This is a genomic window from Chryseobacterium indoltheticum (assembly GCF_003815915.1).
GTDB lineage: Bacteria > Bacteroidota > Bacteroidia > Flavobacteriales > Weeksellaceae > Chryseobacterium > Chryseobacterium indoltheticum.
The window spans coordinates 1,062,249-1,088,887 of sequence record NZ_CP033929.1; the positions used below are offsets into that span (position 1 = coordinate 1,062,249).

Annotated in this window: 18 protein-coding genes and 1 pseudogene; 11 read left to right on the forward strand and 8 right to left on the reverse strand. The window is 32.9% G+C overall.

Going from position 1 to position 26,639, the window contains the following annotated elements; all coding sequences use genetic code 11:
* Positions 1 to 136: 136 nt before the first annotated feature.
* Positions 137 to 1,471, forward strand: coding sequence for an MFS transporter (locus EG358_RS04955; protein ID WP_228421263.1), 1,335 nt, complete (start codon positions 137 to 139; stop codon positions 1,469 to 1,471).
* Here EG358_RS04955 and EG358_RS04960 read toward each other — a convergent pair.
* Positions 1,451 to 2,029 carry a HupE/UreJ family protein gene (locus tag EG358_RS04960; protein WP_076557990.1) on the reverse strand — a complete coding sequence of 193 codons (579 nt, stop codon included), beginning with the start codon at positions 2,027 to 2,029 and terminating at the stop codon, positions 1,451 to 1,453. The two genes, EG358_RS04955 and EG358_RS04960, sit on opposite strands and share 21 nt — an antisense overlap.
* 148 nt (positions 2,030 to 2,177) lie before the next feature.
* On the opposite strand from EG358_RS04960, the gene EG358_RS04965 reads away from it, so the two are divergent.
* Positions 2,178 to 5,411 (forward strand): S8 family peptidase, encoded by a 3,234-nt coding sequence (locus EG358_RS04965; RefSeq protein ID WP_076557992.1) that lies wholly within the window; start codon positions 2,178 to 2,180, stop codon positions 5,409 to 5,411.
* Between the two features lie 81 nt (positions 5,412 to 5,492).
* Complete coding sequence (locus tag EG358_RS04970; RefSeq protein WP_076557993.1) at positions 5,493 to 6,014, forward strand: DUF6702 family protein; 522 nt, start codon at positions 5,493 to 5,495, stop codon at positions 6,012 to 6,014.
* Positions 6,015 to 6,020: 6 nt separating this feature from the next.
* On the opposite strand, the gene EG358_RS04975 is transcribed toward EG358_RS04970, so the two are convergent.
* On the reverse strand, positions 6,021 to 6,614 hold the full coding sequence (locus tag EG358_RS04975; RefSeq protein WP_076557995.1) for an acyl carrier protein phosphodiesterase: 594 nt from the start codon (positions 6,612 to 6,614) through the stop codon (positions 6,021 to 6,023).
* 33 nt (positions 6,615 to 6,647) lie between these two features.
* Entirely contained in the window at positions 6,648 to 8,000 is a 1,353-nt protein-coding gene (gene radA / locus EG358_RS04980) for a DNA repair protein RadA (RefSeq protein WP_076557997.1), read from the reverse strand.
* A gap of 509 nt (positions 8,001 to 8,509) precedes the next feature.
* On the opposite strand from radA, the gene EG358_RS04985 reads away from it, so the two are divergent.
* A complete protein-coding gene (locus EG358_RS04985) occupies positions 8,510 to 9,076 on the forward strand; it encodes a YceI family protein (RefSeq protein ID WP_076558000.1) in 567 nt (188 codons plus the stop codon).
* Positions 9,077 to 9,282: 206 nt separating this feature from the next.
* Positions 9,283 to 10,890: a CTP synthase gene (locus tag EG358_RS04990; RefSeq protein WP_076558002.1), complete on the forward strand. Its 1,608-nt coding sequence runs from the start codon at positions 9,283 to 9,285 to the stop codon at positions 10,888 to 10,890.
* Between the two features lie 47 nt (positions 10,891 to 10,937).
* Here the strand turns inward: EG358_RS04990 and EG358_RS04995 are convergent, their stop codons facing one another.
* The 3 genes from EG358_RS04995 to EG358_RS05005 are packed head-to-tail and all read right to left on the reverse strand — an operon-like array spanning position 10,938 to position 13,401.
* Positions 10,938 to 11,948, reverse strand: a complete 1,011-nt coding sequence (locus EG358_RS04995; RefSeq protein ID WP_076558003.1) for a hypothetical protein — start codon at positions 11,946 to 11,948, stop codon at positions 10,938 to 10,940.
* The gene (locus EG358_RS05000; RefSeq protein WP_076558005.1) at positions 11,920 to 13,125 is read right to left on the reverse strand and encodes a radical SAM protein; all 1,206 of its coding nucleotides are present in this window, start codon (positions 13,123 to 13,125) and stop codon (positions 11,920 to 11,922) included. Before EG358_RS05000 ends, EG358_RS04995 begins: the two co-directional genes overlap by 29 nt.
* A gap of 57 nt (positions 13,126 to 13,182) precedes the next feature.
* Positions 13,183 to 13,401, reverse strand: coding sequence for a hypothetical protein (locus tag EG358_RS05005; RefSeq protein ID WP_123890019.1), 219 nt, complete (start codon positions 13,399 to 13,401; stop codon positions 13,183 to 13,185).
* 329 nt (positions 13,402 to 13,730) lie between these two features.
* Between EG358_RS05005 and yidC the strand changes: the two genes are divergently transcribed.
* Positions 13,731 to 15,554 carry a membrane protein insertase YidC gene (gene yidC, locus EG358_RS05010; RefSeq protein ID WP_076558045.1) on the forward strand — a complete coding sequence of 608 codons (1,824 nt, stop codon included), beginning with the start codon at positions 13,731 to 13,733 and terminating at the stop codon, positions 15,552 to 15,554.
* A gap of 110 nt (positions 15,555 to 15,664) precedes the next feature.
* Here the strand turns inward: yidC and EG358_RS05015 are convergent.
* Positions 15,665 to 15,850: pseudogene (locus EG358_RS05015) on the reverse strand (ribonuclease HII); the annotation flags it as partial.
* 457 nt (positions 15,851 to 16,307) lie between these two features.
* Here EG358_RS05015 and EG358_RS05020 point away from each other — a divergent pair.
* On the forward strand, positions 16,308 to 19,304 hold the full coding sequence (locus EG358_RS05020; protein ID WP_076558008.1) for a SusC/RagA family TonB-linked outer membrane protein: 2,997 nt from the start codon (positions 16,308 to 16,310) through the stop codon (positions 19,302 to 19,304).
* Positions 19,305 to 19,418: 114 nt separating this feature from the next.
* Positions 19,419 to 20,957 carry a SusD/RagB family nutrient-binding outer membrane lipoprotein gene (locus tag EG358_RS05025; RefSeq protein WP_159436353.1) on the forward strand — a complete coding sequence of 513 codons (1,539 nt, stop codon included), beginning with the start codon at positions 19,419 to 19,421 and terminating at the stop codon, positions 20,955 to 20,957.
* A 131-nt stretch (positions 20,958 to 21,088) separates the two neighbouring features.
* Here the strand turns inward: EG358_RS05025 and EG358_RS05030 are convergent, their stop codons facing one another.
* Entirely contained in the window at positions 21,089 to 21,673 is a 585-nt protein-coding gene (locus EG358_RS05030; protein ID WP_076558047.1) for a ribonuclease HII, read from the reverse strand.
* A gap of 134 nt (positions 21,674 to 21,807) precedes the next feature.
* Here EG358_RS05030 and EG358_RS05035 point away from each other — a divergent pair, with 134 nt between their 5' ends.
* The 3 genes from EG358_RS05035 to EG358_RS20080 all read left to right on the forward strand — a co-directional run bounded on the left by EG358_RS05035 (position 21,808) and on the right by EG358_RS20080 (position 26,549).
* A complete protein-coding gene (locus EG358_RS05035) occupies positions 21,808 to 24,735 on the forward strand; it encodes a SusC/RagA family TonB-linked outer membrane protein (RefSeq protein WP_076558012.1) in 2,928 nt (975 codons plus the stop codon).
* Positions 24,736 to 24,740: 5 nt separating this feature from the next.
* Positions 24,741 to 26,309, forward strand: a complete 1,569-nt coding sequence (locus EG358_RS05040) for a SusD/RagB family nutrient-binding outer membrane lipoprotein (protein WP_076558013.1) — start codon at positions 24,741 to 24,743, stop codon at positions 26,307 to 26,309.
* A gap of 105 nt (positions 26,310 to 26,414) precedes the next feature.
* Positions 26,415 to 26,549 (forward strand): bacteriocin-like protein, encoded by a 135-nt coding sequence (locus tag EG358_RS20080; RefSeq protein ID WP_115596404.1) that lies wholly within the window; start codon positions 26,415 to 26,417, stop codon positions 26,547 to 26,549.
* Positions 26,550 to 26,639 lie beyond the last annotated feature (90 nt).

Here is a 26,639-nt window from a genome sequence, read left to right on the forward strand (position 1 = left end):
CTGAGTATGTTTTTCTTACCTACTTGACAGCAGGATTTGAGGTTCTTACTTTTGAAGTCGTAAAGTTAAAATATTATCAATGAAAATGAGAAATTTTCGAGAGTTTAACAAATGGCTGAGTTTAATAGTCATTTCGATGTCAATTTTTTTATGTATTCTGGATCTTTTCATTGTTAATATTGCAATACCATCCATCAAAAATTCTATCAACGCAAGTACCGCCGAAACGCAGTTTATAATCGTCTTTTATATTATCGGCTACGGTGCTTTTCTGATTACGGGAAGTAAAATAGGGAACAAATATGGGCATAAGAAAATCTTTATAGTTTCCATGTTCAGCTTTATGGTGTTTTCATTTTTTTGTGGAAATGCTACTTCTGCAACAGCATTGAATGTAAGTCGGCTTTTTCAGGGGATTTCGGCTGCTTTTATGGTTCCGCAAGGCGTTGCCTTAATATCGAATGTTTTTAAAATTGAAGAAGAAAGAGTGAAAGCTTTAGGTATTTATGGTGCAATTGCAGGAATCGCCTCGGTTATAGGACAGGTTTTAGGAGGTGTAATTCCTGATCTTCATTTGAGTTTTGATGCGTGGCGACTTGTTTTCTTTATTAATATTCCAATTGCAATTTTGGTCATTATTTTGGCTAATAAATATCTTAAAGAAGTTGAAATTAAAGGAAAAGAATCTATACAAATCTTTCCACAAATGATATTGATTATTCTCCTGATTGTTTTGATGTATGCAATTGTCATCAGTGGTGAAGAAGGTTGGAGGACAAATAATATTCTGTTACTGCTTTTATCTTTAACCGGTTTGATTCTTTTTATTTTAAATCAAAAAAGGAAATTTAAAAAGGGAAAAGAGGTTTTGATCAATATGAAACCTTTTTTATATCAAAGTTTTAAAATTGCACTTTTAGCAGCCGTAACTTATTATCTGGTTCAGGATTCTTATTTTTTCATCAATGCCAATTTTTTTGAAGAACATCATCATTTGAGCTCTACAAAAACAGGGTTATTGTTTGCCTGCCAAGGAATTGGCTATGTTTTAGCATCTTTATTATCGGTGAGATTTTTAAATAAATATCAGGAGAAATTTATTGTTTTCGGTTTACTGATCATGGTTTTAGGACTTGTTGGTCATATTTATGCAGTTAATACACCAGCCATAAATTTATCAATTATTTCTGTGGTTTTATTCTTTTACGGAATAGGATGCGGAATTGTTTTGCCTTCTATGTTTACCAACGCAATGAGAAAATTACCTGTTTCAATTACTTCGCTTGCAACAGGAGTTTATTTGACGATACAACAAATTTCTATTGGATTTGGGGTAAGTTTGGTGGGAGGAATTTATTTTAATCTTGATAATGGATATTTAATGGCAACCTGCGTAATGATTTTTTTATTATTGATTACGATAAGTATATTTTTAATTTCAGATGTTAGCTTAAAAAGGAATTCTCTCTAAAGTCATTTTTAAAGCTAATGCGAAGACTCCCGATGATACAAAAAGAATCCAGTCTTTTTTGTTGACTTTGAAAAGACTTAATAAAATGAAAAGCAATACTAAAATAGCAAAAACAATCACGATTTGCCCCGCTTCCAAACCAATATTAAATCCTAAAAGCGGAACAGCAATGCTTTGGCTTTTGGCAATCATAACTCTTGCGGTATTGGCAAAGCCTAAGCCGTGAATTAATCCGAAAAATAAGGCTAAATAATAATTGGTTTTATCCTGAGACTGTTTTTTATTTTTCATTAGAATATTTCCGGCAGCCGTTAAAACAATCGTCAGCGGAATCAAAAACTCAACCCAATCTGAAGGAAGTCTTACCACATCGAGAATGCTTAAAGCTAATGTTACAGAATGCCCGATTGTAAATGCAGTTACAAGAATCAGAATTTTTTTCCATTCTTTGAAGGTGTAAACAGCAATTAAAGCTAATACAAAAAGCTGATGATCAAGCGCATCCAATGAAATTATATGTTCCCATCCGAGTTTTAAATAGAATAAAAAGTCGTGCATTTTAATTATGAGTTAATATTTTTAATTATTGTTATAAATAATGGTTTAATTATTTTAAATACAATAAAATAGTTAAAATGTTAAAAATTAAATAATTATTTAAAGTTTTAGATAAAAATTGTATAATTGTTTTTTAAAACTACAATATATGAAACTAAAAAAATTATTTTCTACAAAAGTACATATTCCAAAAAAAGAAAACACAGTTCTTAGGAATGTTACTGTTGCTTTACTGGTATTTTTTTCTTGTACCTTTTTTGGACAAGTACAAAAGCTGGATTATCGATTTGATATTTTGCTACAAAACAGAGAAACGTTGTCAAAAGAAGGACTTATTAAGGAACTAGAGCAACCCGAAATGAAACTGGACAAACATCTGGTTGTGACATCAGCAGGAGCGCAAACGATGTATTCATGTATTATCTATACGAAAGCACCCGAAAAATTAAAAGCTGAAGGTATTCTAGTACAAAGTCAATTACCAAATTTTGCTACAGCATTAGTTACCATTGAAGATATTGAGAAACTTCTTCAACTTCCTTATGTGGAGTCTATTATGGCTCCTACTTTTGATGAGCTTCATAATGATGTAAGCAGAGCCCAATCCGGCGCAAGCCTTTTGCAGGATGGCGTTTTTAATAATACAGCATATGTCGGAAACGGAGTTTTGGTAGGAATTTATGATACCGGTATCGATTGGAAACATCCTGATTTTAGAGGAGTCACCGATCAAACGAAAAGTAGAATCTATTCTATTTGGGATCAGACTTTAACACCTCAAGGGACAGAAACATCACCAACAGGATTTTCAACAGGAGTGGAATATACTAAAGCTCAGATCGAAGATGAATTAGACGGATCTCCTGCTAACTTTGTTCGTGAAAATGACACAAATGGGCACGGAACACACGTTGCGGGGACTGCAGCAGGAAATGGGGCTGCATTTGGTGATAAAAGACATAAAGGCTTTGCCCCCAATGCTGATATTGTTTTTGTAAAAGGAGGAAACGGATCATTCCCAACTACAAATACCATCAATGCTTTAACCTATTTTCAAAATGTTGCAACTGCATTAAATAAACCGATCGTTGTTAACATGAGTATAGGGGGGCAAGGATCGGCTCATGACGGTAGTGGTTCTCATGAAGTTGCCGTAGATAATTTTACATCTTCAGGTCCGGGTAGAGTTGTGGTGATTTCTGCGGGTAATGATTATGGCGATGACATTCATAAAAAAATTGATATTGCTTCAAGTGCTACAGGAACTTATACTTTTACTGTGTCTAGTGATACTGCAGCATCATCCATATTTTCATTTTTAATGTATGCAAATGATGATTCACCGGTAACAGCAATACTTACTGCGCCAGATGGACAGCAATATACACAAAATATATCCTCGAATACTAGCCATAATATATTGGGAGGAGGCTTCACAGCAACAATGTATAATTATTGGAGTAATAATAACAATAAAAGATATGTACAGATGATTATTAGTAGGGTCACCGGATCTACTGCCAACTGTCAAGGTACATATACGCTAGAAGTTACTAATAATGGAGCGCAACCTATTTCCACTCACGGATGGCTCTACAGTGAAGGAGTTACAACGGCTTTGGTAGGTGGTAACAATGAATATATTGTAGGTTCTCCGGGAAATGCGACAAGTGCAATTACAGTAGCCTCTTATTTGGGAAGAGCCAGCTGGTATGGCTCTGCTAATGGAGGAGGGGGTCAGTATACAATTAGTCCTCAAGAATCCATTTCAAGCTTTAGTTCACAAGGGCCAAGAGTTGATGGTTTTCAAAAGCCTGAAATTACAGCATCAGGACAAAACGTGATCTCTTCAAAATCGGCTGATTCTTCTCCAGGATCAACAGATATTATTGCAGGTACTAATTTTTATAGAAAAAACCAGGGTACTAGTATGTCATCTCCCGGAGTTGCGGGAGCTGTTGCATTACTTTTACAGGCTAATCCTACATTAACTGCTGCTGAGGTAAAAAGTCGTCTTACTAATAATGCGAGACAGGATATAGCCACCGGAGCTGTGCCAAATGCTAGATGGGGATCAGGAAAGTTAGATATTTATAAAGCTTTTACAGATGAAGTAAATTGTGTTGAATCTAATTCGGAAACAATTACCTATGATGGTCCTTATTTGATAACAAATCAAGAGACGGGTACTAACTTTAGTAACACCGTATTTGCCGTTCGTTACACCCCGTCATTAACTGGGAAGTTGGGAGGAGTATCATTTCATACTAGTTTATCAGCAATCTCTCCTGACTTTGCAGCAGATATTCAAGTGAGAAAAGTTGATGCCAATGGTAATCCCGGTGACATTATTGCCACTAAAGCTATATCTTCTTGGGTGAATGATGTTCAGAGATATACATGGAATTATTTAGATTTATCAAATTTGAATATTCAAACTGTTACGGGTAAAGATTTCTATATTGTCTTAAACGGCGTTGCCGGAAAAATATCTATAAGAAGTGAAGCGGTATCGGTTGATGGCAGATCAAAAACTTCTACCGATGGCACAACTTGGGCTTCTAGAACATTTGATCTAAAAATGAGAGCAACTATTTATGAAGATGTTGCTGAAGTTAAAAATTTAGCTACAACAAACCAGACTAAAATGTCTGCAGCTGCAAACGGATATAATTATTTTGCAAACAATTGCCAGCTTATTTCAAGAGTGGAAAAAGAAACAGCAAGTACAGTAGCAGGAAATGTTACTTCAAAAGTTTGGGTAGATAATTTACAACCAAATTATGTATCTAGAAGATATGAAATCAATTCTGATGCAAATACAGCTAATGCAACAGGGAAAGTGACTTTATATTTTAAGCAGGCTGAATTTGATGCTTATAATTCGACGAATACAGTAAAGTTACCGACTTCCGGTACTGATATGTCAAATAAAGCCAACCTATTAATTGAAAAATATTCTGGGACGAGCAATACGGGTATCGCAGCATCTTATGGCAGTACACCCGTTATAATTATGCCTAATGTTACTGATATTGTATGGAATGATACCTATCAATATTGGGAAGTTACTTTTCAGGCAACAGGTCTAGGGGGATATTTTATAAGGACATCTTCTGCCTTCTTAGGAACTAATGAAATTAAGGCTGACTCTGGAGTTAATATTTATCCCAATCCTGCTAAAACATTTGTAACGGTAGATTTGGGCAAAAATTATAAAGCCAAAATAACCATTATAGATGCTTCTGGAAGATTAGTTAAAACATTAGATATCAATTCTAAGGATAAGGTTAATGTATCTGGATTAGTGAAAGGAACTTATTTATTGGATATTACTTTGGATAATGATAAGAAAATTGTAAAGAAAATTATTAAAGAATAATAAATAAAATATAGAATACGCAAAGTGGCAATGGTTTTTCATTGCCGCTTTTTTTTATATTTGTTTTTAAATATAATTACAATGTTTGTAGCTCTTAAAAAAATCTTTATCAGTTTTCTAATCTTATTTTTAGGGCTTACTTCCTTTGTTTCTGCAAAAGAATTTCATCCTTATCACGTTGGTTCGGTAGAAATCAATTACAATTCAAAATCAAAAACTTTTGAAATTACCGGAAGGTTTTTCTTAGACGATTTAGAAAATGGACTTGCTAAAAAATACGGAAAGCCATTTCATTTTAATGATGCAAAATATAAAGCCCAAATCAATGAGGCTTTAAAAAAATACAGCGCTGAATATTTCAAGCTGAAAACAGACAATCAGTTTTTGAAAATCAATTACGTTGGTTATGAAGAAGACAGCGAATCTGTGAATATTTATCTTGAATCTGAGAAAGTGGAAAATCCCAAAAAAGTGGAAGCTGCAGTGAGTTTTCTGTATAATTTATTTGATGACCAAATCAACTTAGTTCATATTATCGTTAATGGAAACCGTAAAAGTGAAAAGCTGACGTATCCGAATAGATATTTATTTCAGCAGTTTTAATTGAAATTATTTTTGAAGTTGTAAAAGAGCATTTTCAGCTTTTGCGTGGGCTAAAAGATCAGGAAAAAAATCATCATAACATTTCTGCAAAGCATCTTTATTGTCTAAAAAAGCCTGAAAAACCGGAATATCCTTATTTAAATATTTCGCTTTATTCAAAACATTCTGAATGCTGAATTTAATACCCCAATCTTCCCGGTAATTGTATAACCAATCGTCATGTTCCATTTTTGCAAGCATTTTTTTGAAATTTTCAGAAAGAAATTGCTCATTTTCATTGAGAACTCTGTAAACCTTTAGTGAATGTTCTTTCCAGCCTTTCAACGAATGTAAACTGAGATCTGTAGCCAGAAAATAATCCATCGAAACATCGACAAAAGCTCCTGCGTAAAGCCTTACAAGCGGACTGAAAACTTTTTTTGCCTCGTGAATGGCGGGGTGCGAATCTGTAAATGTATCTATTGCACGATGCAAAGTAATCCCATCCTGAATATCTTTCGGGAAAGAATAGCGGTCTTTGTTTCGGATGAAATCTTCGAGAAACTGCCCGACAATTTGTCCGTCATTGAAAGTAAGAAAAGAGTGGGCGAGAAAGTTCATAGACTAATATAGAAATTTTTAAGCAAACTTGTGTCATGAAAATAATCGTTCATGAAAATCCTCAACTTTACTTACTTCTTCAATCTTAATTCCGAATTTTCTCTTTGGAATTTTATTTAAATTAGAAACGAAAATTTTCTCATAACCCAATTTTTCAGCCTCCGTAATTCTTTGTTCGACCTGCGCAATTGGACGAATTTCTCCACTCAAACCAATTTCACCAGCAAAACAAAAATGTTCAGAAATAGCAATATCTTCATTTGATGACAGAATAGATGCGACAACCGCTAAATCTAAAGCAGGATCGTCGGTTTTTATTCCGCCTGTAATATTTAAAAAGACATCTTTTGCACCCAATTGAAAACCTGCTCTTTTTTCAAGAACAGCTAACAACATATTGAGCCTTTTAGAATCAAAACCGGTACAACTTCTCTGCGGCGTTCCGTAGACAGCGGTACTTACCAAAGCCTGAATTTCCAACAGCATCGGTCGGTTTCCTTCTAACGTTACTGCTACAGAATTGCCCGAAAGCTCTTCAAACTTTTTAGTAATTAAAATTTCAGAAGGGTTTTTTATTTCTTTTAATCCTTGCGAAACCATTTCGTAAATTCCGATCTCTGCAGTTGATCCGAAACGGTTTTTATTGGCTCTCAAGAGTCTGAAAAGATGGTTTCTATCACCATCGAAATTCAGAACAACATCGACCATGTGCTCCAAAACCTTTGGTCCGGCAATTTGACCGTCTTTTGTAATGTGCCCAACCAGAAAAACAGGGACATTGTTTTCTTTGGCATATTTAATAATTTCATTCGAGCATTCCCGAATCTGGGAAACTGTTCCGGGCGAACTTTCGATCAACTGTGATTGTAATGTTTGAATAGAATCGATGATAACGAAATCCGGTTCCAGTTTTTTAGCTTCATGAAGGATTTTTTCTAAAGAAGTTTCGGTATATAAAAAACAATTAGGATTTTTCACATCTGCTAAACGGTCGGCTCTCATTTTAATCTGAGAAGCACTTTCTTCTCCTGAAACATAGAAGATTTTCTTCTTCATTTTCAACGCAAGCTGCAAAAGCAGAGTAGACTTACCAATTCCGGGCTCACCACCGATTAAGGTAACAGATCCTAAAACAATTCCGCCTCCCAAGACACGGTTTAGCTCATCGGAAGGAGTTTTTATTCTCGGCTCTTCAACGGCTTCAACTTCAATGATGTTGATTACGTTTTGCTTCGATTTTGAAAAAGGAGGTGTTTTTGAAGATGTTTTTTCTACGATTTCTTCTACCAAAGTGTTCCATTCGAGACAATTTTTACATTGCCCGGTCCATTGAGGGTATTGCGATCCGCAGTTTTGACAGAAGTATGCAGTTTTGAGTTTTGCCATACTGCGAAGTTCAAATTTTTTTTTGAATTTTTCTTTCTAATTTTAATTAATTTTCGGGTATGAAAAATATTTTATTAAAAAGTGCTGAGGTTATTGTTTTTATGTCTGTGATGAATTTTTTGTTAAGTGTCTTGACTCTAAATATTACAAATTTACCTGGAGGAAACTTTGGAATGTATCCTTTTCTTATACTGATAGAGTGTTTGGTCGTTTCAATTGTAGCTTTTTTAACTGTTTTAATATTCAAAAAGAGATATAATTCCATTTTGAAAATAGCAATTTTATTTCAAATAATTTATGTAATTAGTCTTATTTTGAGTTGCTTTAATCCTTTTAAGGTTGATTGTGTGGATAATATTTTCAGTTTATTGTTATATGTAAATTCGATTATTATTCTTCTAATAATTTTTCTTTATTCAAAAATAATCTCTTCAAAAAACAAGAAGTTATCATAGATCAATTATTTATAATGAAACTGTGGTTATATTTGTTTTATAAATTTAAAAAAAATGAAAAAAATACTATTAAGCTTTGTTTTTGCTTTGGTAAGCGCATTCACTTTTGCACAATCTACGTGGAGAGTAGATCCTGCACACTCATCAATTAATTTCAATATTAAACATATGGGAATAAGCTTTGTGCAGGGAAGGTTTGATAAGTTTCAGGGTGAAGTAGAAACTCCGGGTGCTAATTTAGATAATGCTAAGTTTGATTTTACTGTTTATCCGGAAACAATCAATACAGGTGTGGAGGCCAGAGATAAGCACTTAAAGAGCGCAGATTTTTTTGATGCAGAAAAGTTTCCTGAAATGAAATTTCAAGGTGCAGCTGTGTCACAAGGAAAAGATAAAAATTACATGTTAAAAGGTAAATTGACGATTAAGGGTGTTTCGAAAGAAATAAGCATCCCATTAACTTTTGGAGGTATCACAAAAAACCAGCAAGGGAAAGAAGTTGCAGGTTTGCAGGCAAAATTTACTATAAATCGTTTAGATTATAATATTAAATATGATCCAGCGGGAGCAGGTATTGCAAAAGATGTTGAGGTTGTTTTATTTTTGGAAGTAGCGAAATAATAATTTTCATATATAATTTGGTTTAGGTGAAAGGTTTCTCAAGTTGTTTTGAGAAACCTTTTGTTGTTTGTTAGAGAGGATTTTAGCAAATGACTTTTACGGTTTTACTTATTTTTTCATCTAAAAAATGAATATTTCAAAATTTAAAACGTCAACAAAATTGCTTTGCTTTTCTTTTTCCCCTAACTTTGCACAAACCTAATCTAATGAGTAAAAAGAATACAAAGTACATCTTTGTGACAGGAGGTGTAACTTCATCTTTGGGAAAGGGAATCGTTTCTGCTTCTCTGGGACTTCTGCTAAAATCACGCGGCTTTAATGTAACCATCCAAAAACTGGATCCTTATATTAACATCGACCCAGGAACATTGAACCCTTATGAACACGGAGAATGCTATGTAACCGAAGATGGCGCAGAGACGGATCTGGATTTAGGACACTATGAGCGTTATCTTGATGCTCCTACTTCTCAAAACAACAACGTTACCACGGGAAAAATCTACCAAACTGTAATTGAAAAAGAAAGAAAAGGAGATTTCCTTGGAAAAACAGTGCAGGTAATTCCTCATATCACGAACGAAATCAAACGTAGAATTAAAATTCTTTCTAAACAGAACTACGATATCATTATTACTGAAATCGGTGGAACTGTGGGAGATATAGAATCTTTACCTTACATTGAAACTGTACGTCAGCTAAAGTGGGAACTGGGTGAGAAAAATTCTATGGTAATTCACCTTACTTTGTTGCCATATTTGGCTTCAAGTGGAGAATTAAAAACAAAACCATCTCAGCATTCTGTTCGTCAATTGATGGAAAGCGGAATTATGGCAGATGTTTTAGTGTGCAGAACAGAACACAATATTCCGAAAGATCAGAGAGCAAAACTGGCTCAATTCTGTAATGTTTCTTTAGATAATGTGATCGAATGTAAAGATTTGGAAACGATCTATGAAGTTCCAATGTATCTTCAAAAACAAAATTTCGATGATGTAGTTCTTAAAGAATTAGATCTTAAAAATGATAAAGAAGCAGATCTTAAAGACTGGAAAACGTTCCTTAAAAAATTCAAAAATCCTAAAAAAACGATAGAAATCGCTTTAGTAGGTAAATATATTTCTCTGCAGGATTCTTATATTTCTATTGCTGAAGCTTTCAAGCATGCAGGGGCAAGCCTTGAAACTGAAGTAAAAGTAAGATGGGTGTATAGTGGAGATATTACTGCTGAAAATATTAAAGAAACTTTACAAGGTGTTGACGGAATTCTTGTTGCTCCAGGTTTTGGTGACAGAGGAATTGAAGGTAAGGTTCTTACTGCTCAATATGCAAGAGAAAATAAAGTTCCGATGTTGGGGATTTGTTTAGGAATGCAGATTATGACCATTGAATTTGCAAGAAATGTTCTTGGGCATTCAAAAGCCAACTCAATGGAATTTGATACATCTACTCCGGATCCTGTAATTTCAATTATGGAAGAGCAGAAAAATGTTGTGGATAAAGGAGGTACAATGCGTCTTGGTGCTTGGAAATGTTCATTGAAAAACGCTTCTAAGTTATATGATATCTACGGAACAAAAAATATTTCTGAAAGACACCGTCACCGTTATGAATTCAACAGTGACTATCTTCAGGAATTCGAGAAAAACGGCTTCTTAGCTACAGGTACAAACCCTGAAACTGGCTTGGTAGAAGCGCTTGAAATGACAGATCATCCTTTCTACGTTGGGGTACAGTATCACCCGGAATATAAGAGTACGGTTGCAACACCGCATCCTTTATTTAAAGCGTTCATTAAAGCATGTTCAGCTAAATAAAGTAATTGTAAATATGATATATTTAAACTTAGGCTGTAAAAATCAGCCTAAGTTTTTTTTAACCAAACAATTGTATCCTCCAAAACTTTTTGCCAATAATTATCTTTGCTTTTTGTTTTTAAGTTTAATTTGTTAAAATTATGATCTAAAAGGGAATAAGTTTTAAAGTAATAGTTTTTTTTATTTCTAGCTAATAACTCTAATCTCATTAAATCATTGGTAAAACAAACACCTATATCATTTGTTCCATATGCAATAAGAGTAGATGTTTTATTTTTTTTTATCTGATTAAATGTACTCGGAAAAGTAAATGATTTATAGGATTCTAAAGATAAATCATTATAAGTATTTTTAAAATCATTGTTGTTTTTTAATCTCTTATAAGATACATATTCTTTTTCAACTTTATTACTTATTAGACTATCTTGTTTAGAAATCTCTTCGTATCTTAAGTTGGTAATGCTTTCTTCAAAACGTCCTAAAAGATTTACAGATAAAACTGCGATTTTCTTAATCTTCTTTTTATTAATATTCATAGCAACTCTACCTCCTTGTGAATGTCCAATTACATAAATGTTGTTAATTCTCTTATCATAAGAATATTTTTTAATTATAATATTGACTTCTTGAGTTAAATTTTGTAATGTATTAAGTCTCATATAATCAAACAGTATCTTTTCATTATCTTCTTGAAAGTTATCATCCAAATCTTGAAAATGTTTATAAAGTGAAATTTTAGGTTTTGCAATTATTATAAATATATTGTCATTACAGAATTCTTTTAAATTAAATGGCATAAGTAGAAATTTTCCATTGTCATCTTCTGAGATTAAAGGTGATGGATTTGACCCTTGCAAAAAAATAATAAGATCCTTCTTTTTAGTACTAGTGTCATTTTCAATTTCTAAGAAATTAATAGTGTTTTTTTTAATTTGAAAGCTTTTATGTAAATAAGTTAAAGAATCGATCTCGTATTTCTTAATTAATTTTTGTGCATTTAAATGGTTAATAAGTATAAAAAATAATACACTAAAAACTTTCCAAATATTTATTTTCATATTTTGTTTTTTTATTATTCCTAATATCTTCTATAACATCTTTTACGTTTATAGATTTCAATCCTAAATCATCATACGTTTCTTTAGCAATAATATTTTGTACGTGGCAGATAAGTTTAGCAATGTCTTCGCAATATATAGACTCATTATTAAATCCGTTTTCATCACTATATCTATTTATTAAATATCCTCCAGCGCATATATTTTCTAAAACGCATTCTTCACACATTTTTGGCAGGTGATGATGAGCATAATAATACAGTTTAGCTAATGGGATATCATTTATTGTATCTAATGAATCATTTATAATATTAAAGTTTGATTTGGTAATTCCAGGTTTGCAAACCCTTAAAGTATCATTTGTTTCTATATCTCCATTTGTTTCAATAATCATAGTTCCTCCAAACCCTTTTCCCATAATATCATTGCCATGTGGTAGTGACAAAATTAATAATATTAAATCTGAGAATAACGATATTTCAGGCTTATTTGTGTCTTGATCAAAAAACCATAAGTCAAACATTTCTATAAGCCATTGTCCTATCTTTCCTCTAGTGTCATTTAAAGTTATTGTGTTATAATTTTCATCTGGGAGTAATAGGTTTGCGTAATTAACTTTTAGAGATTTGAGATGTAGGTACGTGTCATTTGGTGAATCTTGCACATTAATTACAGATAATATTCCACTATTGCCAACTATTTTGTTACACAAATCAATACCATTTTTTATTTCGTTATATGATGATTTATTATTGTGATAAACCCTATATTTAGAGTTTGTTGCCTCAGTTGTATCCATACTTACACCAATGCTTATGTCCAATTCAAATAATCCTTGAGTAAACTCTTCATCAAGTAATGTTCCATTAGTTTGCATTACAAAATTGATCGTTTTATTTGTTACAGAGAAAATGTCTTCGTAAGTTTCTACGAAAAATTTGTAATATTGTAATCCTGCTAATAAAGGTTCTCCACCATGAAAAACAATAGTATATAAATTTATATTGTATTTATTCATGTATTCTAATATTCTATTAAACAAAATCTTGGTCAATTCTTTTGAGAATATTTTAGGTTTGTTTTTATAGGTTTCGTCTCCTTTATTATAAACATAGCAATAAGAACAGTTTAGGTTACATCTGCTTGCCACTTTAAGAACAATTGTGTTAATTTTCATGATAATAGAAAAGCGTTCATTGTTTGAACGCTTAATTTAGTTAATAGTTATCTATGACTACTTAGGTTTTCTTATTTTAGCGTATGCAGTTATTCTATTATAAGAAGTGCTTTCTGCGTAGTTTTTATAATCTGAATCATCTTCGAAAGAATCTTCAAATTGTTCTAAACCACCATTAACTGTTAACATTTTTTTTCTTGAAAGAGTATTCAATGCGTTTTCAATGTTTTTAACATTTTCTCTTTTTGCAAAATAATTTTCATTGTTTTTTTTCATGTAATAAATATTTAAATTCATAACAAATATAATTACTTAATTTAATATTTGAGATTAAATATATTGTGCATAAAACCTTTTGTATGCTGATTTTATAATACTGTTTAAATAATTGTTTACTTTTGGGTAAAAATTAGCAATTAAATTTTATCTGCTAATTTTTCACAATTAAATTTTATAAATATGTAATCCGTCTAAATTATTATCTATTTGATGAGGGATATAAGTATATAACACTATGCTATTGATAAAAAAACAGTATTTTTGTCGACTCTAAAAAGTAATAAATTGATTACTTGATTAAATTTAAAAATTTTAATAAAAATAAAATGCAACAGAACAACGGACTCGATAAAAGTCAGATCATTAGTTTTGCGGTTTTATGTTTGGTCCTTTTCGGATTCATGTTTTATTTCCAGAGGAATAGTGCTGAAGAAGAAAAACTAAAAGCTGAGCAACAGAAAACAGAACAGGCAAAAACTCCCGTAAAACAAACTCCGGCAGCTGATATCAACCCCAATGTGACCCCGAATGCGATTCAGGTTTCCAATTTGGCAAACAACGAGCTGAAGCTTGAGTTTTCAAGTTTGGGAGGTCAGGTTTCAAAAGTTGAGCTTTTAAAATACAAAGCTTACGATCAAAAAACCGACAAAGCCGATCTTCCGCTTAATCTGATTACTAAAAATAACTCGAGCTACGGTTTTCAGTTCAAAGATAAATCAGGAAAAACTGTTAATACCAAAGATTTGGTATTCTCACCGGTTGTTAATGGTAATTCTGTTACGTTAACGGCAAACTACAGCGGTGCGGTAATTCAGTTTGTTTATACTTTAAATAATAATCCTAAAGCTGAGCTTAAAGATCAATATACTTTAGATTTTAAAGTAAGAACTCAAGGTCTAGCAAAAGTAACGTCTGATAACAAAGCAGATTTTATTTGGGATTACCAAGTCAGAAACCTGGAAAAAGGTAGAGCTCAAGAACAGACTCATTCAGAATTTGCTTATGCTTTTAATAATTATAAAGATTATGATTATGATGGCAGAACGACAATGGAGGAAGAAAAAGAAACGCTGAACTGGATTGGTGTAAAGCAGCAGTTTTTCTCTTCTGTAATCGAATCTAAAACAGGTTTCACAAACAGCAAAGGAAACCAAGAGTCTATAGAAGAAGGTGAATATTTAAAAAAATTAAACTTCGAAGGCTTTGTTGCCATGAATGGAGGAGAATTTAATCAGGATTTCACGTGGTATTTTATGCCATTAGATTTACCTTTATTAAAATCATATGACAAAAATTTTGATGAAATTTTACCATTAGGTTGGTCATTCATCGGTGCAATGAACCGTTATTTCTTCATGTGGCTTTACAGTATCATCGCTGGATGGGGAATTTCCGCAGGTTGGGTAATTTTCTTAATGACCATTATTGTGAAGCTTATTTTATCGCCAATTATGTATAAGCAGCATAAATTGAGTGCGATGATGAAAGTAATTCGTCCGGAAATCGACGAAGCTAATGCTAAATTCAAGGATGCTGATCCTATGAAAAAGCAACAGGCAACAATGGAAATCTACAGAAAAGCAGGAGTGAATCAAATGGCGGGATGTCTTCCGGCGTTGGTACAGATTCCGATTTTCTACGCATTATTCAGATTCTTCCCGAACTTTATCGACTTGAGAGGCCAAGGTTTCTGGTTTGCAAAAGACCTTACGGCTTATGATGATTTGATTCAATTACCATTCAAAATTCCTTTCTTGGGAGATCATTTAAGTGTTTTTGCAATTGCATGTACAATTGTAATCTTAATATATACCGTGATGACTTCAGGAAATATGCAGCAGCCACAACAGGAGGGAATGCCAAATATGAAAGTGATTATGTATATTTTCCCGATCACATTCTTATTTTTCCTTAATACTTCTGCGTCTGGTTTATCTTGGTATTATTTTGTATCGAATGCAATTAATATTTTGATTATCCTTGTCATTAAGTATGTGATTCTGGATGAAAAGAAAATCCATGCTCAGATTCAGGCCAACAAAGAAAAGCCAAAATCAGAAGGCAAGTTCCAAAAGAAAATGAGAGAAATGATGGAGAAAGCTCAGGATGCACAGAAATCCCAAGAGCAAACGAGAGGCAAGAAAAAATAACTTATAATAACAGAAAGAGAAGCAAATTATTGCTTCTCTTTTTTATTTAGAAATAAATTAAATTAAAAAGTGTCTTATTTCTTTAATCATAATTAATCTGTGACATATTCTCAGTCATATTTTAAACGGAAAGATCTCCTGTGATATTTTGTTATACCATGCTTTATCAGGGCGTCCTGGTGTTTTTTTGTAGCGTAGCCAAAGTTGGTATTCCATCCATATTCCGGATGCTCTTCGTGGAGTTGAATCATTAATTTATCTCTGTAATTTTTTGCTAAAATAGAAGCTGCAGCAATAAATATAGGCTATAAAATACATGTATCATATTTTGAATTATTGCTTTTCTTGTTATTTTCAAATAAAAATTTATATTAATTTAACCTTTATATATTTGTAGAGACTTTAGTTGGCTGATCATTTAAGTTTTCTATTTCTTTACGAAATATCTTTGTTTTATCTAAAAAAATATTTATTATAAAACTTATACTAATTATAAAAAATGCAAGGATTAGCCGTTTCAATTTACGTTAGAATGTCAAAGATTCAAATGTGCAACAGGTATTAATTTGTTTTTAGATATTAATAAATATCTTTTTATAGTTTTTTTTTGTTAAATTATTAAAATTAACTATAAAGCACTTATTTTTATTAAGAAAAATGTAATGTATTAAAATTATTTGATTTTTTTTGAAAATTTTAAGAGTTTATTAACAAAAATTTCACAACTTTGCGATCACAAAAATTAATGTTTAAATGAATAAAATAACTACAAGTATTCTTGCTGTGGTGCTTACTTCGTCTATTGCCATGGTGAATGCTCAAACGCAAAGTGACTCTTTAAGAACTCAAGACATTCGTGAAGTAGTAGTGACTGGAGCTTTAGGGCTTAAAAAAAGACAGGATGCGGTTACTTCTACAAACCAAGTGGTGAATAATGCTGAAATTACACAAGCAAACAATCCAAATGCAGTTCAATCCTTAACAGGTAAAGTGTCAGGTTTACAAATTAATACAACAAACAATTCTGTTAACTCCTCAACGAGAGTTGTACTTAGAGGACCACGATCAATTTCAGGTAATAATCAAGCGTTAGTTGTAATTGACGGCGTAATTTCAACATTAGATATCTTACAAAATATACCGCCAGAAATCATTGATAATATGAATATTATTAAGGGTATGCAAGGTGCTGCTTTATATGGTGAAAGAGGAAGTAATGGTGTCATTGTAGTGACAACAAAAAGAGGTACAAAGTCGGAAAAGTTACAGTTTAACCTTACAAGTTCAATTGATTTTTCTACTGTCTTCAAAATGCCACTCAGACAAAAACTATACGGACAGGGTTATCCAGGAGATACTTTTGATACCACTGATTATGGTGGTGCTAACTGGACCCCTTATGAAAATACAAACTGGGGACCGGCTTATTCATCTGTTTTAGGCGGGCAATCATTAATTGTAGGAATGCCTCAGGCTGATAATTCTTGGTTACGAGAAACTTTCAGTTATAAAAAGGATGGAATGTCCAACTTTTTTAAGACTGGAGTTTTGATTCAAAATGGATTGTCAGTAACAGCAGGAGGATCTGATTCTTATGTTTTCTTATCTGTAAACAGAGCCGAAAATGACTTTGTAGTAGATAAGGATAATTTAAAAAGAAATAATTTTATCTTAAAAGCTGGAAAGCAATTAGGTAAATTTAGAATTGATGGAAACGTAAATTATTTAGACAGAAGAACTTCAACTACTGATTCGAATCTGTATGGTCAATTGCTTCAAACTCCTACAAATGTTGATGTAAGGCAATTTAGAAATTCACTTCCGGATGCAAGTTATAGTATTTATACAGTTAATCCCTATTGGACAATTGACAATGACAGAGCAGATACTAAAGACAGAATATTTACGGGATTAATTAATATGGAATATAAGCTAAATGATCATATTTCATTTACTTATGCAGGAACTGCTGTTTCTGGTTCATCAATTCAAGAGAGTCATCTGAATGCTTTTGCTTTTGATAGAATATATGATGGTACAGATACTCCTATCGATGGTACATCGCCTGTAGATTATGGGCTTGATCCAATTGTTTCAAACTATTACAAAACTGTTTCATCTAACTTCAGATACTATGGTGATATAATGGCAAATTTTGACTATAATCTAACAGATGATTTAAATTTTAGATTTAACGTAGGTCATAACATCCAAGATGCATCTACCTCAACTACCCAAGTTGGAGGGCAAAACCTTAAAATTCCGGGTTGGTATCATATTAATAATGTATTGCAGCCAGATTTATTTTCTAGACTTGATAATTCTAATACAAGACAGAGATCTTTTGCATGGTTTGCTAATATAGATTTAGGCTATAAAGACTTCCTGTATTTTAACTCTACTTTCAGATATGAAAAGAGTTCTCTTACAAGTGTTAATCCTGTGACAATACAGGGAGTTCAGTTGCCATTTAGTAATAAAGGTTATCCTTATTATTCTTTTGGAGCTTCTTTTATTCCTACAAAAGCATTCGAAAGCATCAAAGGAAATGTTTTAAATTATGCAAAAGTAAGCCTAAATTATAGTAGAGTAGGTAATAGTTCTACCATTGGCTTGTATGGATTAGATAGAGTTGGTGCTTTCCCAACAGGATACCCTTTCGGGTCACTTTCTTCTTACTTACCTACAACGACAATCTTTGCTCAAGATATTGAGCCTGAATTCTATTTATCAAAGGAAGCTTCATTACAGTTAGGTTTTTTCAAAGACAGAATTACTTTCGACGGGTCAATATTTAGAAATGATAATAAAAACTTTATTACTACAATTTCTACATCTTCTGCTTCAGGTATTACCAATTTCCAAGACAATATTGGAAATAGTAGAAATAAAGGTTATGAATTAGATTTAGGTATGACACCTTTTAAAACAAAAGATTTTGAATGGAAAATCAGAGGTTCTTATTCGACATATGATACAGAAATTTTATCATTGGCTGATGGGGCTGATGAAGTAGCTTTATATAATTCTACGACTACGAATGTGGGTATATTTGCTGTTAAAGGTGAAAGTTTCCCAGTTATTAAAGGGACAAGATATCAAAGAGATCCAAACGGAAATATTATTGTAAATGCAAATGGTAATCCTCTGTCTACTTCAAATTTTGAAGTTCTTGGAAAAGTAAACCCAGATTATATTTTAGGGTTTAGTACATCGTTTAAATTCAAGGGAATTACTTTGAGTGCGACTGCAGATTATAGGACAGGAAATAGTTTTGTATCATTAGCAAAAGAAAGTTTAGGTTCTACAGGAGCATCAGAGAAAACTGCTGAATTTGATAGATCTAAAGGTTATATAATCCCTAATTCCGTTCAGTTAGTTAATGGGCAGTATATTGCAAACACCACGCCTGTAGGTAACGATGATACATATTTTGGGGTAATGAATTACTTTACAACTGCTGCTTATTCTTCAATAGGAGAGGAATTTGTTGTTGATGGAACAGCTTTAAAAGTTAGAGAAATTGCTTTGAGCTATGATTTACCAAAGTCAATTTTGAAAAGTACTTTTGTTAACTCATTATCAATAGGGGTATATGCAAGAAACCCTTTCTTTATTTATGCAAAAGATAACAGAAACTTTAACGATCCTGAAACCGCTAACACAACAGGTAATGCTGGAGGAATTGCTGTAACGGGACAATATCCCAGTATGAGAACTTTCGGTTTTAACTTTAATGCAACTTTTTAATTAAACAAAATGAAAAATAATAAATTTTTAATAACAATTTTAGCAGCTGCTTTAAGTTTTACTGCGACATCTTGTAGTAATGATTATTTAGATGTGAATGATAATCCAAATGCTGTGCAAGCGGAGCAAATTACTCCTGAGCTTATGCTTCCAGGTGCTATTAGCCAAGCTTATAGAACGCAAGCTGGAACTATGATGCAGTTTGGGAACCTAATGATGAATAGCTGGGCGGGAAATTCATATACTATTGCCGGACCATACTCAAGAGAGTTTAGTTTGTCTAGTGTAGATAATACTTTCTATAGAGGAATTTGGGAAGGTCTGTATCCAAGAGTTGCCAATTTTGACCAAATGGAGAAGTTTACAAATAATAATCACGAACAAGATTACTATATTGCTATTGCTAAAATCATGAAGGCCTATTACATGCAATATATAGTAGATTTGTATGGAGATGCACCTTACAATGAGGCTTTTATGGGGCAACAGAATACTACTCCAAAGTATGATAATGACGCTGATATTTATAAAATTTTAATTTCTAAACTAGAAGAAGCTAATGCCTTAATTGACGCTGCTGATGATAATGCTTTAGAGCCTGTTTCAGATATTGTATTTCATGGTGATATGGATAAATGGAAAGCACTCTCTAATACAATTAAACTTAAGTTATTAGTGAGGATGTCTAAAGTTACGGGTGATTTGGCAACTTATAGAAATACAAAACTTCAAACTTTAGCTACAGCTACATTTATAGATGAAGAAGTGGTAGTTAATCCAGGTTACTCTGCTTCTAGTGATGACCAGATGAATCCATATATTTTAAATTGGGCAAGAAATGCTTCCGGACAACAGGTGTCAAACTATTCTGTAGTTGTTGTTTCAGAGCATATGGCTAATGCTCTCGAGGGTAACGTTATCTTAAACAGCGCCAATTATACAAAATTTACTGGACTTAAGGATCCGAGAAGAACAAGATTATTCACAAATGTAACTTCAGTTGATTCAAATGGAAATCCATTTACAGGATTAAAAGGAGTACGACAAGGGAATGTTCCTGGACAACCAGGAGTTCCTGTAGATAATGTAAATACATCAAAATTAGGAGTAGGCAATTTTGCAGGAGGTAATACACCTGCTTCAACATGGACTCAAATTATTGACCATAATAATGGTAGAGGAGGTGTTCTTTTTTCAAAATCCGAAAGTAATCTTCTACAAGCAGAAGCTGCTTTGAGATGGCCTGCAATCTTTAGCTTTTCGCCTGCCACTAAATTTAACGTAGCTATAATTGCTAATGCAACTTGGTTAGGAGCAAACACTACTAATGCTGCATGGACAACGTATATCACGGGAATTGCTGCGAGACCTGGCCTAGGTTGGACCGGAACAGATATACAAAAGATTGAAGCAATAATGACTCAGAAATGGATTGCATTGACAAATATCAATCCAACTGAAATGTTTATAGAATATAACAGAACTGGTTATCCGTTTACCCCGATGGCTACGACAGCTCAATTTCCAAATAAACCTTATAGATTAATGTACCCAAATTCTGAATATGCAGCTAATTCTGCGAATGTTCCAAACATTTCCAGTGCTGACGTATTTGTTAAGAATCAATACACTCCATTTTGGAATCAAAATTAATTTGAGTAAAAGAAGTGTTAACTTATAATAACAGAAAGAGAAGCAAATTATTGCTTCTCTTTTTTATTTAGAAATAATTTAAATTAAAAAGTTGCTTATTTCTTTAATCATAATTCATCTGTGACATATTCTCAGTCATATTTTAAACGGAAAGACCTTCGGTGATATTTTGTTATACCATGCTTTATCAGGGCGTCTTGGTGTTTTTTTGTGGCGTAGCCGAAGTTGGTATTCCATCCATATTCCGGATGCTCTTCATGGAGCTCAATCATTAATTTATCTCTGTAATTTTTTGCTAAGATAGAAGCCGCAGCAATCGATAAAAATTTAGAATCACCTTTAATGACACATTGATGCGGAATGAAATTATAAGGGTGAAATTTATTTCCGTCTACCAGTATAAATTCTGGTCTTAGAGTTAGCTTATCTAATGCATTATGCATTGCATGAATGCTGGCATTCAGTATATTATGTTGGTCTATAAAAGAGGGCGGAAGCTCAGCAATAGCAAAATTTTTCACATTATCTTTAATGTAACTATCTAAATCCATCCTTGTTTTAAAATTCAATTTTTTTGAATCATTAACAAGATTCTGCTCAAAACTGTCATCTAAAATTACAGCTGCCGCAACTACCGGTCCACATAAGCAACCTCTTCCCACTTCATCGCAACCTGCTTCGATATAATTATTTGACCATTTCTTTAGTAAATCCATAAATTTTAACATTTAACAGTTGTAAAAATGCTGTAAAACCTCAAATGTTATGTTAAAAATAATAATTTTTTCAAATTTTAACAGTTTTATACGAGAAGTTTTTACAACTTTGTTAACGCAAAATTAATATTAATATGAAGAAATTAACCGCAGGGGTACTAATTTTAGTACTTTCCTCGTCTTTTGTGGTCGCTCAAGCGCAAACAAAGCCCGGAGATACCCTAAAAACACAAGAAATTGAAGGTGTAGTTGTTACTGCACTTGGAATTAAGAGAGAAAAAAAAGCTCTAGGATACGCCTCTCAAGAAATCAAAGGTGATATAATTTCTGACGCTGGTCAAACAAATGCTGTAAGCGCCTTATCCGGTAATGTTGCTGGAGTTCAGGTTACAGCACCCTCGTCTATGGGAGGATCTACAAGGATTACAATGAGGGGGATTAGCTCTGTTACAGGTGAAAATCGCCCATTAATTATTGTTGATGGGGTTCCTTTAGACAATTCAAACGTAAATAGTATTGATACACAAAGAGGAGCTGGAGGTAGAGATTATGGAGATGCAACTTTTGATATAAACCCTGATGATATTGAAAGTGTAACGGTTCTTAAAGGAGGGCCTGCAGCAGCTTTATATGGTTCTCGCGCTGGAAATGGGGCAATCGTTTATACTACAAAGTCTGCTAAAAAAGGTAGAACCGAAATTCAATTTAATACAGGCGTCGCATTTGAAACGATTTATATAAGACCGAAACTTCAAAGCATGTATGGAGGTGGGCTTGAGTCTTCACTGCCAACAGCAGATATTAATGGACAAACTTATAATATTACTGATTTTGGTACCGATGAAAGCTGGGGGCCAAAATATGATCCCAATTTATTTTATTTAGGATGGGATTCTTTTGACCCTGAATTTTCAAATGAATATATGAAGTTAAAACAATGGGTAGCTCCTAAAAAAGATGTTGATGACTTCTTTAGAGTAGGAACTACCTATACAAATAATTTCTCTGTTTCAAAATCATTTGAAAATACGAGTGTAAGGCTATCTTATACGAATACGAAAATTAATGGTATAGTTCCTAATTCTGAAATTAAGAAAGATAATTTAAGTTTAAACGTTGCATCTACTTTATCTGATAGATTAAAAGCAGAGGGTGTTTTTAATTATGTAAGGACTCAAGGTTTTAACAGACCAGAACAAGGATATGGTGATAATTCGGTTGCACAAAAATTTTATCAATGGGGTCAAAGACAATTAGATTTTGAAGAATTGAAAAAATATAAATTAGCGAATGGTATGCAGAGATCATGGAATAGAACATCATGGGATGACGGCACACCCAATTTCTCTGATAACCCATATTGGACAATTTATGAAAATACTTCTGCTGACGAGAGAAATCGCTTTTTTGGTAATGTAGGTCTAACTTATAATTTTTCTAAAAAAGTTTTTGCAGTAGGTAAAGTGTATGGAGATGTATATTCTCAAAGCATAAGTTCGCAAGTAGCAGTAGGGTCTGCTGCTTTATCTGAGTATAATCTTCAAAAAAGAAATAACTCTGAGTTTAACTATGAAGGAAGAGTTCACTATAATGATAATTTTGGTGATTTTAGTTTGAATACATTTGCCGGATTTAATATTATGAATAGGAAATGGGATGCTTTAAGTGGTAACTCAGTTGGAGGATTAATTATACCGGGTCTTTATAATTTAGCTAACAGTAGAGAGTCTGCTATTGCGACAAATGCTTTTTATCATACATCAGTTAAAAGTTTATTTGGTTCAGTTTCTTTAGGTTATAAGAATTTCTTATTCTTAGAAGGGACAGGAAGAAATGACTGGTTCTCGATGATTAATGATGATCAGTTTTATCCCTCTGTTACAGGAAGTTTTGTGTTTTCTCAAGTATTAAAAACAAATTGGCTTTCATTTGGAAAGGTCAGAGCTGGTTGGTCTCAAATTGCAGGCTATTCAGCAGAGCCTAATATTAGAGGTACTTATGCATCAATTGATACGCCATTTGCTGGTTCCCCAATGTATTCAATGCCTGCGATTAAAGGAGAACCAAATATTCGTCCAGAAATGAAAACGACAAAAGAAATTGGTTTGGAGGCTAGCTTTTTTAAAAATAGAATTGGTTTTGATGTAACGCTATATGATGTAAAAACTAATGATTTAATTATTCCTTTACCACTTGATCCGGCTAATGGTTATGGATTTAAGAGAATTAATGCAGGCGAAATGACGAATAAGGGAATTGAAGCAATGGTGAATGTCTCGCCTATAAGAACGGATAATTTCTCATGGGATATAACTTGGAATTTTACAAAAAATAAGAATAAATTAGTTGAATTGCAGGGTAATTTGGAAAATTATATTCTTACAAATGCACCATTTAGAGCTCAATTATCAGCTCAAGTTGGATATTCTTATGGTGTAATTTTAGGTACTGATTTTGTTTATGATGCAAATGGAAATAAAGTTGTTGGAGAAAATGGTTTCTATAAAGCATCTGCAATTAAACCGTTAGGATCTATCCTGCCTGAATATAATATGGGATTCAGAAACTCATTCAAGTATAAAAATCTAGGATTATCTTTCTTAATTGATATTCAACAAGGAGGTAAATATTTTTCGACTACTCATATGTGGGGAATGTACTCCGGAATGTTAGAAGAATCAGCACTAGGAGGGAATAGAGAAGCCGGAGTGATTTTAGCTGGTGTTAAAGAGGATGGAACTCAAAATGATATATTGCTAGATGCACCAACATGGGGTAGTTCATATTATAATACTGTTGATGCACAAAACGTTTTTGACGCAAGCTACATTAAGTTAAGAGATATTACACTGTCATACGATTTTCCTAAAGGTGCTTTAGGAGGTATTCTTCAAGGGTTTAGAGTGTCAGCATTTGCAAGAAATCTATTCGCTTGGAATTTAGATTTCAAAGGTGTAGACCCTGAAAATACATCATATGGATCTGGTAATTTACAAGGGCTAGAAGGAGGGTCTCTTCCATCCACAAGAATGTTTGGTGTTAACTTAAACTTTAAATTTTAATTAAAATGAAAAAAATAATATCAATATTAACAATTTCAGGATTTTTCCTGATTACAAATAGTTGCTCAGATAAATTTGAAGAAATCGACATAAATCCTAATTCAACAGAAAATCCATTACCTACAGGATTATTTAATAATGCTAATAAAGAATATATGGATTTTACTAGAGATGGATGGGTCTCTGGAAGGATGATGCTTCCTTGGGTACAGTATTCTGCTCAAAGACAATATACCGAAGAAGATAGATATCAATATAGACTGAGTACTGATGATCAACTTTGGAGAAGATCATACTATGTAGCAAATGACTTTAAAAAAATTATATCTCTTAATACAGACCCCGCTACAGCTGCACAGATGTCAAATTATGGTTCTAATAAAAACCAGATTGCAGCTGCTAGAATTATGTTGTCATATGTGTTTCTCAACTTGGTAGATTCTTTTGGTGACATTCCATATTGGTCATATGGAAACCAAGATGCCGATTTTCAGGCTTTAGATGTAGATAAATATATTCAGCCTAAGTTTGCGAGTCAACAAAAAATCTATACAGATATCATGAAGGAGCTTAAGGAAGCTTCTGAGATGATTGAGTTAGACAAAAATATTTTGACTGAAGGTGATCAATTGTTTGGTGGTGATCCTGAAAAAATGAAAAAATTTGCAAATTCTCTTAGGTTAAGAGTGGCAACAAGAGTTAAAGGAGTTATTCCTACTGCGACGGCTCATATTACCGATGCTATTGCATCAGGAGTTATGACTTCAAATGATGATACTGTTGGTTTGACTTATGAAAATAACTTAGTCAATCCTTCTCCTTTTTTCTTAACATATCAATCTAGATCAGATTTTGCTATTTCTAAAACATTTGTACAATTACTAAAAGGTGAAACGGGAGGTTTTACAGAAGACCCAAGATTATTTAAGTATGCTTCACCAGTTTCTGTCAAAATTGGAAATATAAGGGGGCAAACTATGACAGAAGCTACAAGCGCAAGTCAAATTAGCGGAATGCCTTATGGTTTGCCAAGTACTTTAGCTCCAAGTCAAGCAGGGGCATCTAGCTTCTTTGGTGCAAGTGTTTTAAAACCTGCGTATACTGAGATATTTATGGAATATGCTGAGGTAGAATTCTTACTTGCAGAAGCAAATGGGTGGTCTCAGGCTAATTATGTAAAAGGTGTAGAAGCATCTATGGAAAGATGGGGAATTACCCAAGCTAAGATAGATGCTTTTGTAGGAACTTTACCAGCAGCTAACAAGCAGAATGTCTTAACTCAAAAGTATATTGCTTTATTTATGCAACCTAGTGAAGCTTGGGCAGAATACAGAAGAACGGGTTACCCTAATACATTATTATTACCTGGTCAAACGGCAAATTTAAATGTTCCTTCTGCAACTGGTCAAACCAGTTACACTTTTACATCTTTAATTGCAGGATTAACTGATGTTCCAAATAGAGTATTTTATCCAACGCAAGTACAGACTTTAAATACAGCAAATTATCAAGCTGCATCTACTGCAATTGGTGGTGATAAGATGGATTCTAAACTTATTTGGGATACTAATTAATTATTAAAGCAAATTTTAATATTTTAACATTCATATAAAACCGCACTCAGGCGGTTTTATATGAATTAGTGATATATTTTGCTAACCATTTAAAATAAAATATTTATGAAAAATTTAAAAAAGCTTTCTAAAAAAGATCTTAAAAAAATTCAAGGTGGGCAAGCTCCTCCATGCTGTTTAAGCTGGAACCCCATTTTAAGAGAATGTAGAAGTTGGGACTTTAATTGTCTCAATCCTTAACAATTTTTAAAAGGCTTCGTTAACGAAGTCTTTTTTATTTCACTAAATTTGCCATTGAAAATTGTGATATGATATTAAGACTACTTATAT

What these genes read in the sequence shown, in the direction of transcription:
- EG358_RS04955 (WP_228421263.1), top strand. Translation starts at nt 137, where the DNA reads ATGTCAATTTTTTTATGTATTCTGGATCTTTTCATTGTTAATATTGCA.
- EG358_RS05005 (WP_123890019.1), bottom strand. Translation starts at nt 13,401, where the DNA reads ATGAAAAAAAACAATGAAAATTATTTTGCAAAAAGAGAAAATGTTAAA.
- EG358_RS20080 (WP_115596404.1), top strand. Translation starts at nt 26,415, where the DNA reads ATGAAAAATTTAAAAAAGCTTTCTAAAAAAGATCTTAAAAAAATTCAA.
- EG358_RS05030 (WP_076558047.1), bottom strand. Translation starts at nt 21,673, where the DNA reads ATGGATTTACTAAAGAAATGGTCAAATAATTATATCGAAGCAGGTTGC.
- radA (WP_076557997.1), bottom strand. Translation starts at nt 8,000, where the DNA reads ATGGCAAAACTCAAAACTGCATACTTCTGTCAAAACTGCGGATCGCAA.
- EG358_RS04965 (WP_076557992.1), top strand. Translation starts at nt 2,178, where the DNA reads ATGAAACTAAAAAAATTATTTTCTACAAAAGTACATATTCCAAAAAAA.
- yidC (WP_076558045.1), top strand. Translation starts at nt 13,731, where the DNA reads ATGCAACAGAACAACGGACTCGATAAAAGTCAGATCATTAGTTTTGCG.
- EG358_RS05035 (WP_076558012.1), top strand. Translation starts at nt 21,808, where the DNA reads ATGAAGAAATTAACCGCAGGGGTACTAATTTTAGTACTTTCCTCGTCT.
- EG358_RS05040 (WP_076558013.1), top strand. Translation starts at nt 24,741, where the DNA reads ATGAAAAAAATAATATCAATATTAACAATTTCAGGATTTTTCCTGATT.
- EG358_RS04975 (WP_076557995.1), bottom strand. Translation starts at nt 6,614, where the DNA reads ATGAACTTTCTCGCCCACTCTTTTCTTACTTTCAATGACGGACAAATT.
- EG358_RS04970 (WP_076557993.1), top strand. Translation starts at nt 5,493, where the DNA reads ATGTTTGTAGCTCTTAAAAAAATCTTTATCAGTTTTCTAATCTTATTT.
- EG358_RS04960 (WP_076557990.1), bottom strand. Translation starts at nt 2,029, where the DNA reads ATGCACGACTTTTTATTCTATTTAAAACTCGGATGGGAACATATAATT.
- EG358_RS04995 (WP_076558003.1), bottom strand. Translation starts at nt 11,948, where the DNA reads ATGAAAATAAATATTTGGAAAGTTTTTAGTGTATTATTTTTTATACTT.
- EG358_RS05000 (WP_076558005.1), bottom strand. Translation starts at nt 13,125, where the DNA reads ATGAAAATTAACACAATTGTTCTTAAAGTGGCAAGCAGATGTAACCTA.
- EG358_RS04985 (WP_076558000.1), top strand. Translation starts at nt 8,510, where the DNA reads ATGAAAAAAATACTATTAAGCTTTGTTTTTGCTTTGGTAAGCGCATTC.
- EG358_RS05020 (WP_076558008.1), top strand. Translation starts at nt 16,308, where the DNA reads ATGAATAAAATAACTACAAGTATTCTTGCTGTGGTGCTTACTTCGTCT.
- EG358_RS04990 (WP_076558002.1), top strand. Translation starts at nt 9,283, where the DNA reads ATGAGTAAAAAGAATACAAAGTACATCTTTGTGACAGGAGGTGTAACT.